Raw genomic sequence first — 13,191 nt, 5'->3', positions numbered from 1 at the left:
GTCACGCCGACGCCGCTGCAGGAGATCGCCCCGGACCTCGCCCTGCGGCACAGCCTGCGCTTCACCGGCAACGCCGTCGAGGTGGGCGGCTACCTGGGGATTCCCCTGATCCTGCTGGCGCTGGCCGCGGCGGTCCGCGCGCGCCGCCACCCGCTCGTCGGCGTCCTCGCCCCCGTCGGTCTGGTGATGGCGGTCCTCTCGCTGGGCGATCACCTGCACGTCGATGGCCGCGCCACGGCGATCCCGCTGCCCTGGCTGGTGCTCGAACGGGTGCCCGTGCTCCACAACGCCCTGCCCTCACGGTTCGCGCTGTACGTGATGATGTGCGCGGCCGCCCTGACGGCCGTCGGCCTGGACCAGATGGCCGAGCGGGGCCGGCGCGCCACCGACGCGGCGGGTGTCCCGCCGGTGGACGGCACGTTCCCGGACCTGTACAGCCCCATCGCCGGTCGCGGTCGGCATCAGGCGGCCGGCCGGCTGGGGCAGGCCGGCGGATCGAGGCCGGCCGAGAAGGCGGGGCAGGCCGGGAGGGCGGCTGGATGGCGCGTCCGGCTCGCCCGATCGGGCACCGCCCTGGTGACCGCCGGGGCGCTGGCCACGCTCGTGCCCGCCCCGTTGCTCACCACGCCGGCCCATACTCCCGCGTTCTTCACCGGCGACGGGGTGCGGCAGATACCGGCGGACGCCACCGCCCTCGTCGTCCCCTACCCGCATCCCCAGCAGGCGCAGGCGATGCTGTGGCAGGCCGAGGCGGACTTCCGCTTCGTCATGCCCGGCTGCTACTGCACCGTGCCGGGGCCGACCGGCCGGGCCTCGTTCCACGGCCCCGGCGACGCCCTGACCTCCGCCCTCATCGACATCGACAACGGCACGACGACGGCGGCGGCCGTCTCCGGATCGCCCCAGGTCCGCGATGCGTACGAGCGGCTGTCCCCGGACGCGGTCGTGCTGGGACCGGCCCGCCAGCCGGCCGAGCTGCGTGCGCTGCTGGGCAGCCTCGTCGGCCACCCGCCACGGCACGTCGGCGGGGTCGACCTGTGGTTGCCCGCGGGGTGACCTGCCGCGGGCACCACCCGCACCGGCGCCCCGCACCGACGCCACCCGCGCCGATGTCGACCGCGCCGATGTCGACCGCGCCGATGTCGCCCAGCGGACAAGCCGAGCCGCCGGGAAGAATCGCCGCCCGGAAGGTTTTGGCGAGAAGCTGACCGAAGGACGGACAATCGCGCCGCCCGGCCGGGAACCTGCGACGACGATTCCTCTACGATTTCCGCATTCCGCGACCACGGTTGTCGGCGGCCAACAGTCCAGAGCGGAGGACGCGTGGTGTCGACGGAGCAACCGGCGGGCCATCGGCCGGAACGGCTGACCCGACGCCAACGCGGCGCCGCGGGCAGCGTCGTCGTGCTCGCCGTCGCCGTCGCCGCCGTCCTCGCCGCGACATCCGCGCGTTCCTCGGCGGTGGACAGCTGGCCGCCCGCCGGCCACTCTGCATGCAGATCCGTGCAGATCTTCACCGGCAGCGTCGGTTCCCCGTACAACCAGTTTGCCCGGGTGCTCCGTGCCCGGCTGGCGGCGGCGCCGGAACACTTCGACGTGGACGTGGTGGAGACGGCCGGTTCGACGGAAAACATCTACGACCTGGAATCCCCCGAGCCGCCCCGCTGCGGGCTGGCCATCGCCCAGCTCAACACCACCGTGGACGCCACCGAGGGGGTGAACCAGTTCGACCCGACCCGCGGCGGTCACCCGGTGGCGGGCCTGCGCACCCTGGGGCCGGTGCACCGGGACCTGCTGCACGTGATCGTCCGGGACCGCCCGCTCGGCCCCGACGACCGGCGGGTCGACCAACTGGCCGACCTGTGCCACCGGACCATCGCGGCGGGCCGGCCGGGCTCGGGCGTCCGCCAGATCGGCGACGTCCTGCTGCGGGTCGGGTTGCCCGACTGCCACCCCGACCTCGACGACTCGTCCATCGACGACGCACTGCGGCGGCTGTCGGGGGGCACGGTGGACGCGGTCATCTGGGCCGGCGGCGCGGGCACCCGACAGATCAGGACCGCCATCGCCGCCGGTGCCCGGCTGCGCCTGCTCGATCTTTCCGAGTTCCGGGCCCCGATCACGAAGGACTGGAACACGTTCTACGGCAACCGGCAGCACTTCTACGCCGGCGAGGTGTTCGGCGCCGGCAGCCTGGGCCCCACGGACTACGCGGGGATCCGCCAGATCCAGACCGTCACGATTCCCAACGGCCTGATCGCCCGCACCGACACCGACCCGGCGCTGGTCCGCCGGGCGACCGCCGAGCTGTACCGGGACCAGGGCGACTACGAGGCGGCGCTCTGGGGCACCAACCCCACGCACCGGCGTATCCCGGATGCCCTGTCCATTTACGAAGGGCCACTTTTCTGCTATATACCGCTGCATCCGGCAGCCGCGGAATACTACCTTAGGGAATTCCGGCGGGTACCGAGCTGCGGGACGACCTGACGTGACCGGAACCCGCAAAAGCATGGTGCCCGAAGGCGGGACCGCNGGAGACTGGGGCTAGAGGACACACCGTGCTGAGACCACTGACCGACACCGACCCCCGGATGATGGGGCCGTACCGCCTGCACAACCGCATCGGCGCCGGCGGCATGGGCGTCGTCTACCTCGGGTTCGCGGACGAGGATCGGCCGGTCGCGGTGAAGGTGCCGCACNAGGCGTACGCCAGCGATCCGGAGTTCCGCGCGCGGTTCCGCTCGGAGGTCACGGCCGCGCGGCACGTCCAGGCCAGCACCGTCGCCAGGGTGATCAACGCCGAGGTGGAGGGCTCGCGTCCCTGGCTGGCGACGGAGTACGTGCCGGGCCCGACGCTGCACGCCGCCGTGCTGGAGCACGGCCCGCTCGTCGACCGGCATCTCGACAACCTCACGATCGGGCTCGCTGCCGCCCTGGAGGCCATCCACGACGCCGGGGTGGTGCACCGCGACCTGAAACCGGCGAACATCGTCATGTCCTGGGCCGGACCGAAGGTCATCGACTTCGGTGTCGCCCGCTCGGCCGAGTACACCGGCTACACCCAGGCCGGCGAGCTGGTCGGCACGATCGCGTGGATGTCCCCCGAGCAGCTCGACGGGCAGACCGCGAGCCCCGCCGCGGACATCTTCGCGTGGGCCTGCTGCGTGGTGTTCGCCGCGACCGGGCGTCGCCCGTTCCGCGGCGAGACCCAGGAGATCGTCGCGCTGCGGATCGGGGCGGCCGACCCGGATCTCGACGGCACCCCCGATCGGTTGCTCGACGCGGTATCCCGCTGCCTGGCGAAGGATCCCGCGCAGCGCCCCCCGGCCGGCGAGCTCGTCCGGTTGCTCACCCGCCGGCTCTCCCGGCCCGCGACCGCCGACCACGGAACGCCGACCACTCCCTCGCCGACCACTCCGCCGACGCCCGACCCGCCGACGCCCGATCCCCGGACGCCCGACTCGCCGACGCCCGGCCCCCCGACACCCGGCCCGCGAGGCGCCGAGGACCGCGGCGCGGATCACGACGAGACCCGGTTGGCGCAACCCGGGCCGCCGCCAACCCCACCACCCACCCCGCCGCCACCCATCCCGTTGCCACCACCGGCCCCCTCGCCGGCCCCCGTCCGATCCCCCGCCGCCAACCAGGCGGGCGGTGATCTTCCCGTCCGGCCGGCCGCGCCCACGGTGGTCCGGCTGCCGGCCGTGCCGAGCGGGATGCTGGTCGCGCTGCTCGCCGCCGGCGGGCTCGTCGGCGCGTTCGGGATCTGGGCGGCGGGTACCGCCCGGGCGGGCCACGCGGTCTTCGGCCCCGCGGCGGCCACCGTTACCGGGGCGATCTGCGCCCAGATGCTGTTCCTGAGCAACCGGGCGATCGGTGCCGCGGTCACGGTCCTGGCCGCCGTCGCCGGGTCCGGCGGTGGGGTGCTGCTGGCCCGAGCCCTGGATGTCGACGAGCCCGGCCGGGTGCTGCTGTCCGTAGCGGTTGCCCTGGTCGTGGCTGCGGCCGGCGCGTTCGCCATGCTGCCGCCCCGGCCGGCCACCACCGGCGCCCGGCCGGGGGTGGCCGCAAACCCTGCCGCCGCGGGTCCGGCGCCCGACCCGAGGGCGTCGGGGCAGGACCCGAGGGCGTCGGGGCAGGACACCGACGACGCCGGGCGCTCCCTGCTGCGCCCGGCGCCCTGACCGGCGGCGACCGGCCGGGACGGGCGCTGGGGACGGTCGCCGCCGGCGGCGACCGCGCCGCGGGTGACCAACACCATGGCGACACGATGAAGACGCAGATCAGCATGGGCATGCCGATCGGCGCAAGGCGGCGGTCCGGCGCCGGTCGTGATATTTCGGTTCACCTGGGAAGCTGGCCTGCGACAATGAACGAAGCCAAGGGGGTGTCGTGGCTGCCGTTCCGGTAGGCAACCGCGTGGTGGCGGGCCGATACCGACTCGTCGCGCGTCTGGGTGCGGGTGCGATGGGGACAGTCTGGCGCGCCTTCGATTCCGTCCTGGAAACCGAGGCGGCGCTCAAGGAGATCGAGTTCGCCGGCGGCGTCGCGGGCGCCGAGCGGGCGGACCGGGTCGAGCGGGCGTTGCGCGAGGCGCGGCACGCCGCCAAGCTGCGCGGCCACCCCCACGTCGTCACGATCCTCGATGTCGTCCTCGAACACGGCCTGCCCTGGATCGTGATGGAGCTCGTGCCGTCCCGGTCCCTGTTCGAGGTCGTGCGCGACGACGGCCCGTTGCCCACCGCCGAGGTCGCCCGGATCGGGATCGCGATGCTCGACGCGCTCGTCGCCGCCCGCGATCACGNCATCGTCCACCGCGACGTCAAGCCGTCCAACGTGCTGATCGGGACGGACGGCCGGGTCGTGCTCACCGACTTCGGCATCGCCACCGGCGACGGCGATCCAACGCTCACGGTCACCGGCGTGCTGGGAACCCCCCTTTACATGGCCCCGGAACGGCTCGACAACCGGCCGGCGACCTTCGAGGCGGACCTGTTCAGCCTCGGGGGCACGCTGTACTACGCCGTGGAGGGGCACCCGCCGTTCGAGCGGGACAGCTTCGGCGCGATGCTGGCCGCCATCCTGCTTCACCCGCCCGCCCCGACTCGGCGGGCCGGCGCCCTCGGCCCGGTGCTCGACGGCCTGCTGGCGAAGGACCCCGCCCAGCGGCCGACTCCGGCCCGGGCCCGGGAACTGCTCGAGCAGGCCGCCCGCTCCTGGCCGCAGCCCGGGGTGAGCGGCGGGGACGCCCTGTCCTGGCACCTGCGGTATTCCGTGCCGCCCGGCGGGAACGGCGACGCGCCGGGCCGGTTCACCGGTTCGCTGCCGGAGGTCTCCGCGGCTCCCGGCTCGCTCCGCGCCGCAAACCCCACCAGCGCGGGCGGGCCGGGCGGCGGTCTCGACGACTGCGACGAGGCGACGCGGGTGGCGGGCCGCACCAGCCACCAGCCGCCCCCCGACCTGCCGCCGACGCGGTTCCCCGAGCCACCGGATGCCACCCCCGGTGCCGAGCCGGCGATGGCGGATCGCCCGGCGGCACCGGCGGAGCTCACCGCGGTGGAGCAGGACGGCGCGGTGCTGCTGCGCTGGGCGCCGTCGGTCACCCCGGGGGCGTCCTACCGGGTGTCACGGGTGCTGGCGGACCCGTCCGCGCCCAACGGCCGCCGCGAACGCAGCCTGGGCATCACCACCGGCACCGAGCTGTTCGACGCCGGGGCACCCAGAGGCGTCCCGCACTGGCACGAGGTGGTCGCGATGGTCGGCGGCGCCTCGGGCCGACTGCGCTCGACGCCGGTCCGCACGCCGACCCGCACNCTGCTGCCGCCGGTCACCGCGCTGCGGGCCAGCATGACCAATGACGCGGTCGCGCTGTCCTGGCGGCCCATGCCGGAACGCGACGAGGTGATGATCGAGCGGACGTTCGCCGAGACCTCGCCGCTGTCGGGGGCGAAGCGCCGCTTCCGCGGCGCCGGCGGCTACTTCCTCGACGAGGACACCGCGCCCGGCGCGATCTACCGCTACCGGGTCTGGGCGGCCGGGCCGGACGGCTCGGATGCGCTGGCCCCCTCCGGGGTGGCTGAAGTGGTGGTCCGGGTCGTCGCCCGCCCGCGGCCAGTGCTGGACCTGGAGGCGCGCGCCACGCTCGGCGGGACCGTGCTGGGGTGGACGACCGTGCCCGGCGCCATCGTCCGGATCTACGCGACGGAGGCTCCCGAGCAGGCCGGACTGGCCGGAACCGGCCCGTTCGGACCAGCCGACCACGAGGTCGGCGTGGGCTCGCTGGAGGGCCGGGCCCGCTTGGTCGGAGAAAGCCGCCGCGGACGCCTCGTCGACCGGCAGGCGATCGGCACGGTCGTCTACACGCCGATCACGATCGCCGAGGACCGGGCCGTGATCGGCGCGGCGGTCAGTCACCGCGAGGTCTGACCGCCACCGAGGCCGACGTCAGTCAGGCGGGCGGCCGCCGGTCAGCGCCGTGAGCCGGGTCGTCGCGAACAGCAGTCGGTCGACCATGGCCGCGCGCCGGGCCGTGTCCAGGGTCTGGGCGGCAACCAGGCCGAGGGCCACGGTGACTCGACCGTCCCGGCCGAACACGGGCGCGCAGATCTCCCCCACGGGCCACGACTTCGCCTCGTCCGGGTCCAGGACCTCGTAGTCCCGCTCGGCGAGGGTCCGCAGCAGCTCGTCCCGCTCCCGGCGCGGGCCCGGGTCGGTCGGCGCGTCCGCGACCTGGTCGACCACGTCGCGCAGCCGCCAGCGCAACGCGTCGTCCGCCGTCACCGAGTAGCCCCGTTCCCGCACCACATCGATTACCCGCCGATGCCGGCACGCCGGCTCCCCCGCCCGGGTGGGGTCCACCGGCGCGACGTTCACCGGCGCGACGTTCACCGGCGCGACGTTCACCGAGGCGGTGTCCGTGCACGCGGCGGGGGCGCAGGTGGGGCCTGCGGCGGCGAGCCAGGCGTCGACGGCGGCAGGGGGCGCCCAGGCCAGGTGCACGGCGCCGACCGGCGGGCGTAACGGCAGCGTCTGGCCGACCCGCATGGACAGCCCGAACAGGGTGGAGCGGGGGACACGGGCCAGGACGAGCAGGTTGCCGGCGAAGGTCGTGGTCGCGAACGTCTCGAGGTCGAGGTCCGCGGTCAGTGACTCCAGCTCCGCACGGGCCAGCCGCGCCAGCCGCGCCCGGTCCCCGTCGGCGGCGGCGACCGCCAGCGCCGAGGGGCCCAGGGCGTACGTGCGGTGCCCGTCGTCGCGGTGGACGAACCCCTGCTCGACCAGGGCGAGCAGCATCGCCTGGCAGGTGCTCTTGTCCATGCCGACGGCCCGGGCCAGCTCCGAGAGCGAGTAACCGGACTCGCCGTGGCCGCCGAGGAAACTCAGCAGGCGGCCGACCCGGACGGCGGACCCGGACGGCTTCACCGCCACCGTGCNGACCTCACCACCGCGACGCCGGCAGCCACGGCCACCCCACCCGTACGCGCCCCACCCGTACGCGCCCGACCCACAGCCACCCCGCCTACAGCCTTTCCGCCAGCCTCTCCGCCCACCGCCATCGTTCCGACCTCGACCGTTCCGACCTCGGCCGCTCCGACCTCGACCGCCACCAGCGGACCTCCCCATCGTCAGTGATGTTGCGGGATGACCGGGATCATCCCCCGACCGTGCCAGTCGGGCCAGCCACCGCGGGGCGTCCGGGCGCACGCGGGCCGCCCCGCGGCGGGGGGTCACGCCGGTGGCGGCCGCCCCGGCGGGCGCCACCGCGCGGCCGGATGCCAGCATGAACCACCGTGGGCAGTCCAGAAAACGACGCCGCGACCAGCGGCACGATCGACAGCGCAGACATGATCGACAGCGCAGACACGAACAACAGCGTGGGCACGATCGACGGCACCGGCGGCGGTGAGCAGCCACCCGCCTACGGATACCTCGACATAGATCCCGAGACAGCCCGGCGGGCCAGCCGCATCTACTGGGACGACGCGGCCGCGGACTACCAGGCCGAACACGGCGCCTTCCTCGGTGACAGCGACTTCTGCTGGAGCCCCGAGGGGCTGCGCGAGTCCGAGCTCCGGCTGCTCGGGGACGTGGCCGGCCGCACCGTCCTGGAGGTCGGTTGCGGCGGCGCCCAGTGCGCGCGGTGGCTGCGGCGCCAGGGTGCCCGGGTGGTCGGCTTCGACCTGTCCGGCGGCCAGCTCGCCCAGGCCCGCACCTACGCGGCCCGCACCGGCATCGAGGTGGCGCTGGTCCAGGCCGACGCGGTCGCGCTCCCGTTCGCGGACGAGAGCGTCGACGTGGNCTGCTCGGCGTTCGGCGCGGTCCCGTTCGTGGCCGACAGCGGGGCGGTGATGCGGGAGGTCGCCCGGGTCCTGCGACCCGGCGGGCGCTGGGTGTTCTCGACGACCCATCCGTTCGTGTGGTGCCTGCCGGACGATCCGGACGAAAACGGGCTGCGGGTATTCCACAGCTACTTCGACCGGCGCGCCTACACCGAGCACGACGAGCAGGGCCAGGCGATTTACACGGAGACGCATCGCACGATCGGCGACCGGGTCCGTGAGATCGTCGCGGCCGGGCTGATCCTGCACGACATCATCGAGCCGGAATGGCCGGCCGNCCAGGAGCGAACCTGGGGGCAGTGGGGGCCGGTGCGCGGCGNGTACGTGCCCTCGACCTCCATCTTCGTCACGAGCCGGCCGCCGGCCCGCTAGTTTTCGCCACCCGGCAGGTGTGAGGGCATCGATGCCGGGCAAACCCTCCCCAGGCGTCACCGGATAGGCCGGAAATGACACGAAGACCGGCCCGGAAACCGACGAAAGGGAGGCATCACTATGAAGATTCTGNGTCGCATGCGGCACGAGGTTCGGCACGACGTCAATCAGGCGGACCGTTCCGCCGCCCGCGGGCTGCGCCGCCTACGCCGCCGGCGCAGCCGGACCGCCTCCACCACCACGACCACCGGCACCCGCTACTGATCGGCATCCCCTGCTGATCGGCACTCTCTGCTGATCGGCACTCCCTGCCGATCGCAGTAGCGGCGACGAACCCGGGCGACCCCGGGGTTCTGGGCGGGCGCCCGCCCAGAACCCCGGGGTCGTCTGCTGTCTGAAGGTCTCCCACCGGCGAACCGCCGCAGCCGGCGAACACGAACGGCGGTCGGCTCGGATGCGGCGAGCGAGGAACGCTCCGCTCAACGCGACGCCGCTTTGTCCCACGGTGCACACAACGCCCTAGGGCGCGGGGAGGTACCCCGATCGCCCCCGTTATGGTGAGCCCCGCATTCGCCGTTGGGGGCAGACCGTGTATCACGCTCACTCCGCACCCGGAGATGCCACGTTCAGGCGCGGCATTCCGGGGGTTCGCGCGTGCACGGGGGTGGCGCTCGCGCTGGCGCTGGTCGGCCTCGCGGCCGGGTGCTCCGCCAGCGACACCGTCTCGTTCACCCCTGCGCCGCACGCGACGCGGGTCGCGCCCACCGTCGAGGCCGACCCGTTGCCGCCGCTGAGCAAGTTCATCACCCAGCCGGATGGCAGCCAGGTGACGACGGTCAGCGCCGACTACCTGTTCGACTCGAACAGCAGCGAGCTGCGGGGGGAGGCGATGACCGCGTTGCAGCAGGTCCTGCCGGCGATCCGGGAGCATCCCGGCCCCATCTCGGTGATCGGCTACAGCGACGGGCTGGGGCGGACCGAGGACAACCAGAAGCTGTCGCTGGAACGGGCGAAGTCCGTCGAGGCGTGGCTGGCGACGCAGAACATCCCCAGCTCCNTGCTGGATGTCGAGGGCAGGGGCGAACAAGGCGCGCAGGACGGCGTCGCCGACGCGAGCCGACGCCGAGTGGAGATCGTGCTTCGATGACGTGCGACGTTTCCGCCGGTCCGCCGGTGACCCCGGGCGCGGCCGGGACGGGTGAAGCCGCAGCCCGGCCCCGGGGCCGAAGCCGGCGTCTGCGCGGCCGGCTGGCCGGGCTGGTGGCGGCGGCCATGCTGGCGACGCCGATGCTCGCCGCCTGCGACGGCGGCCTGCTCGGCACGTCCAAGGCGGACGGCCCGCTCGACTGCTCCAAGTACCAGGAGTCCACGCCCGCGGCCGGCGCACCGCTGCTGCTGGTACTGCTCGACGTGACCGACAACTCGGCCGCTACCGCGCAGCGCGTCGCGACCCGGGTCCAGCCCTACCTCGACACAGCACTGAAGAACGGCGCCTACATCCGGCTCGTCGCCAGCGGCGGCACGGCTATGACGTACTCGGACTGCTTCCACGGCGATCGGATGTTCCAGATCAAACGGAACAACAACCGGCGCGAGGAGAAGGACCGGGTCGCCGCCGCCAAGGCCCTCGGCACGGAGATCGACCACGTCGTCCAGACCGAGCGGGTCAGCGCGAAGGGCAGCGCCACAGGTCTGCTCGCCGGCATCAACGACGAGCTCAACACCGTCCGATCCACACCCGACGTAAAAGTCACCGATGTGACCGTCCTCGTCTGGAGCGACCTGCTCGGCACCGGTCAGGACTCCGACTGCCTCAACGTCGACGGCAAGAAGGCGTCCGCGCCCATCGCCGAGGCGCTGGTAAAACGGTGCTTCGAAACCCAGCAGATCACCGCGGTGGGCAACGACAAGGTCCGGTTCCTCGGGGTCAACGAGGGCGCGGCGGATCGGCCGCAGCAGGATCTCGCCCGTTACCTCAAGGGCGAGCTGTGTCGACGGATCAGCAGTGACTGCAGCTAGCTCCACCATCCCGACCATCCAGACTGACCCGACCATCCCGACCGACCCGCCCGTCCCAGCCGCTCGTCCGTCCGCGCCCGTCGCGGCAGCCCCCGAGCTCCCGGAGCACCCCGTCCNCAACCACCGCGGCACACACCACGCCGATCCATCCGAACCGCTGCTGGCCACGACGGCGCCGGTGGAACTCAAGCCGAGGAGACGACCGATGGGCGTTCTGCACGAGCCCGAGGACCAGCACTTCAGCCCGGCGCTGATGCGCTCGACGGTTGTGATCACCGGTTGCCTGGTCATGCTCGCGGTGCTGGAGATCTGGGTCTGGCTGACTCTGTCGTCCCCGTTCGCGAAGGTCTCCGTCACCGGANCAATGATCGTGACGGCGCTCAGCTTCTTCATCACCGGCAACACCTTCCGGCTGCGCGACATCCGGCGCCGGGTGGGCAACCGTGCTCGGGCCGGCCGGATCGCCCCGATCGACGCGCTGTCCACCCTGCCGCCGCGGGAGACGATCGCCCGCCGCTTCATGCTCGGCGCCGTCGGCGCCGTGGTCGGCGTCGGCACCCTCGTGCTGACCATGGTCTTCTCCGGTGACGAACAGCAGGGGGCGCGCGAGGCCATGGTCGCCTCGGTGCTCGGCATCGTCTGCGCCATGCTCTGCTTCGTCGGCGGCACCTTCGCTCGCCCCATTGACTGACCGCTCATCCCCATTGACTAAACCGCCCATCGGGACCGACATCGGAAAAGTAGGAGCCTGAAACGGTGCTGCGCAGGGGAAACCAGCCAGGGCGTCTGGCCAAGCAGCTCATCCGCCGGGTGGGAGACGCCGACATCGCGCTGGCGGGTGCGGAGACCCGCCCCAAGGTCCTCAAGAGCCTGGAGGACGCGGAGGTCCAGGAGGTCCGGGCCGCCGTCCGGGCCGACGGCCGGACCCTTGAGGAGCTGATCGCCGAGCTCCGGATGGAGATTGACTCTCGGGCCGAGCGCCGCGAGCGGCGAACCGAGCTGATCAAGAACAAGGTCGAGCAGGGCCGGTTGTGGCGCAGCGTCGGGGTGCAGGAGCGCATCCCGCAGATGGCGTTGGCGGGGCCGGCCCGCACGGTCGTCCTGACGTTGCTCGCGGCGCTGGACTTCTACGTGTTCGCACAGTCCTACGCGGTGCTCGCCGACGTCGGCGGCTACGGCCCGGAATGGTGGCTCGGCGGCCTGCTCGGCGTCGCCGTCTTCATCGCCGGGGTGGCGCTCGCGCACGGGATCAAGGCGTCCATCCTCGCCCGCGCCCAGAAGCAGATGCTCGCCGATGCCGACGCCGGCCGCTTCAAGATCGATCTGGACATCCGCGAGCAGCTCGTCGAGTCGAAGTCGTCCCCGCTGGCGCTGAGCCTGACTACGGCGATCTTCCTGCTGCTGTCGATCGCCGGGGTGCTCGTGCGCACGCAGGGCACGGCCGGCACGAGCACCGGCGGCGCGGTGATCCTGTTCCAGGCGCTGATCCCGCTGGTCGCCGTGGCGGTCGAGCTGTACCTGCACGACCCGACGGAACGCGACGAGCCGATGCCGAACATCGTCGACCGGCGGCTGGAGCGGCGCCTGGCCAAGGCCGAGCGCCGACTACGCATCGTCGCCGCCCAGGTCGAGGCGAAGGTGTCGCAGATCGAGAAGCTCTACCGGGTCGAGGAGGCCATCCTCGACGTCGAGCAGAAGGACATGGGCCTGCGCCACACCACCGACCTGGTGCTCGGCGGCGGCCACATCCCGACCGTGCCGACGAACGGGCGGGTCGCCGAGGTGGATCGCGACCAGCTGGAGAAGACCATCAAGATGGCCCGCCGGTCCTAGCCGGCCTCACCTCCCAGGATCACGGTGACCGGGTGGCCTTCCGAGCCTTCGACCAACCGCCTGGGCGGCCGGACCGCCGGTCAGGTGACGCTGGCGAGAAGGTCGGGTGGGTGGGTGTAGGGGTTGCGGCGTGGGCGTTGCGCCGGGTCGATGCGCCAGGGTGGGATGTAGGCGGGGTGTCCGNNGTCGGTGAAGAGGATGGTCCAGCCGTCGTGGTGGACCTGGCGGTGGTGGTGGCCGCAGAGCAGGACGAGGTTGTGNAGGGCGGTGANCCCGNNGTGTGTCCAGTGGATGACGTGGTGTGCTTCGCACCAGGAGGGTGGGCGGTCGCAGCCGGGGAAGGTGCAGCCTCGGTCGCGGGCGGCGAGGGCGCGGCGTAGGTGTGGGGGGACNACGCGGGTTGATCGTCCGATGTCGAGGGGGACGCNGGCGGGGTCGAGGATGATGCGGCTGATTTCGGCGTCGCAGGACAGTCGGGTGAGGGTGCTGTGNGGGAGNGGAAGCCCCCAGCTGGTCAGGGCGGGGTTGGTACCGCTGGCGAGCAGGGTGTTCCCGTCGATGGTGACGGTCAGGTGTGGGCGTACGCCGCCGCTGGCGGGGACGGCCGCGGCGCTCAGCGCGCGGG

At 73.1% G+C, this 13,191-nt stretch carries 6 protein-coding genes and 11 pseudogenes; 13 read left to right on the top strand and 4 right to left on the bottom strand.

The genetic code is table 11. From position 1 onward, the window contains the following. Positions 1-1,326 precede the first annotated feature (1,326 nt). The 6 genes and pseudogenes from FF86_RS21090 to FF86_RS54095 form a co-directional block, all read left to right on the top strand. Positions 1,327-2,490 (top strand): TAXI family TRAP transporter solute-binding subunit, encoded by a 1,164-nt coding sequence (locus FF86_RS21090; RefSeq protein ID WP_044886603.1) that lies wholly within the window; start codon positions 1,327-1,329, stop codon positions 2,488-2,490. Between the two features lie 104 nt (positions 2,491-2,594). Continuing rightward, positions 2,595-2,702: pseudogene (locus FF86_RS62925) on the top strand (hypothetical protein); the annotation flags it as partial. A gap of 1 nt (position 2,703) precedes the next feature. Next, the coding region (locus FF86_RS21085) for a serine/threonine-protein kinase (protein WP_242419215.1) at positions 2,704-4,187 on the top strand (1,484 nt) is incomplete at its 5' end. A 208-nt stretch (positions 4,188-4,395) separates the two neighbouring features. Next, positions 4,396-4,807 (top strand): annotated as a pseudogene (locus FF86_RS54105) (protein kinase); the annotation flags it as partial. A gap of 1 nt (position 4,808) precedes the next feature. Beyond that, positions 4,809-5,816: pseudogene (locus tag FF86_RS54100) on the top strand (protein kinase); the annotation flags it as partial. A gap of 1 nt (position 5,817) precedes the next feature. Further along, positions 5,818-6,429 (top strand): annotated as a pseudogene (locus FF86_RS54095) (serine/threonine protein kinase); the annotation flags it as partial. Positions 6,430-6,447: 18 nt separating this feature from the next. Here FF86_RS54095 and FF86_RS21075 read toward each other — a convergent pair. Continuing rightward, positions 6,448-7,425, bottom strand: coding sequence for a helix-turn-helix domain-containing protein (locus FF86_RS21075; protein ID WP_242419225.1), 978 nt, complete (start codon positions 7,423-7,425; stop codon positions 6,448-6,450). A 422-nt stretch (positions 7,426-7,847) separates the two neighbouring features. Between FF86_RS21075 and FF86_RS54090 the strand changes: the two are divergent. The 7 genes and pseudogenes from FF86_RS54090 to FF86_RS21050 form a co-directional block, all read left to right on the top strand. Continuing rightward, a pseudogene (locus FF86_RS54090) lies at positions 7,848-8,301 on the top strand (class I SAM-dependent methyltransferase); the annotation flags it as partial. A 1-nt stretch (position 8,302) separates the two neighbouring features. Then, a pseudogene (locus tag FF86_RS54085) lies at positions 8,303-8,619 on the top strand (class I SAM-dependent methyltransferase); the annotation flags it as partial. Positions 8,620-9,303: 684 nt separating this feature from the next. Then, a pseudogene (locus FF86_RS64270) lies at positions 9,304-9,771 on the top strand (OmpA family protein); the annotation flags it as partial. 1 nt (position 9,772) lies between these two features. Further along, positions 9,773-9,861 (top strand): annotated as a pseudogene (locus FF86_RS54075) (OmpA family protein); the annotation flags it as partial. Further along, positions 9,858-10,733, top strand: coding sequence for a hypothetical protein (locus tag FF86_RS21060; RefSeq protein ID WP_044886586.1), 876 nt, complete (start codon positions 9,858-9,860; stop codon positions 10,731-10,733). The pseudogene FF86_RS54075 and the gene FF86_RS21060, both read left to right, overlap by 4 nt. Before the next feature lie 362 nt (positions 10,734-11,095). Continuing rightward, the coding region (locus tag FF86_RS67305; protein WP_396229977.1) for a hypothetical protein at positions 11,096-11,424 on the top strand (329 nt) is incomplete at its 5' end. Positions 11,425-11,489: 65 nt separating this feature from the next. Beyond that, positions 11,490-12,566: a hypothetical protein gene (locus FF86_RS21050; protein WP_044886587.1), complete on the top strand. Its 1,077-nt coding sequence runs from the start codon at positions 11,490-11,492 to the stop codon at positions 12,564-12,566. 278 nt (positions 12,567-12,844) lie between these two features. Here FF86_RS21050 and FF86_RS54070 read toward each other — a convergent pair. From FF86_RS54070 to FF86_RS54055, 3 pseudogenes are all read right to left on the bottom strand, one after another. Further along, a pseudogene (locus tag FF86_RS54070) lies at positions 12,845-12,958 on the bottom strand (HNH endonuclease signature motif containing protein); the annotation flags it as partial. Between the two features lie 36 nt (positions 12,959-12,994). Continuing rightward, positions 12,995-13,057, bottom strand: a pseudogene (locus tag FF86_RS54060) (hypothetical protein); the annotation flags it as partial. 7 nt (positions 13,058-13,064) lie between these two features. Continuing rightward, a pseudogene (locus FF86_RS54055) lies at positions 13,065-13,191 on the bottom strand (HNH nuclease); the annotation flags it as partial.

The organism is Frankia sp. CpI1-P, assembly GCF_001421075.1.
GTDB classification, from domain to species: domain Bacteria; phylum Actinomycetota; class Actinomycetes; order Frankiales; family Frankiaceae; genus Frankia; species Frankia torreyi.
Note: the sequence above shows the minus strand (reverse complement) of the source record. Positions and strands in the feature narration are given on the sequence as shown.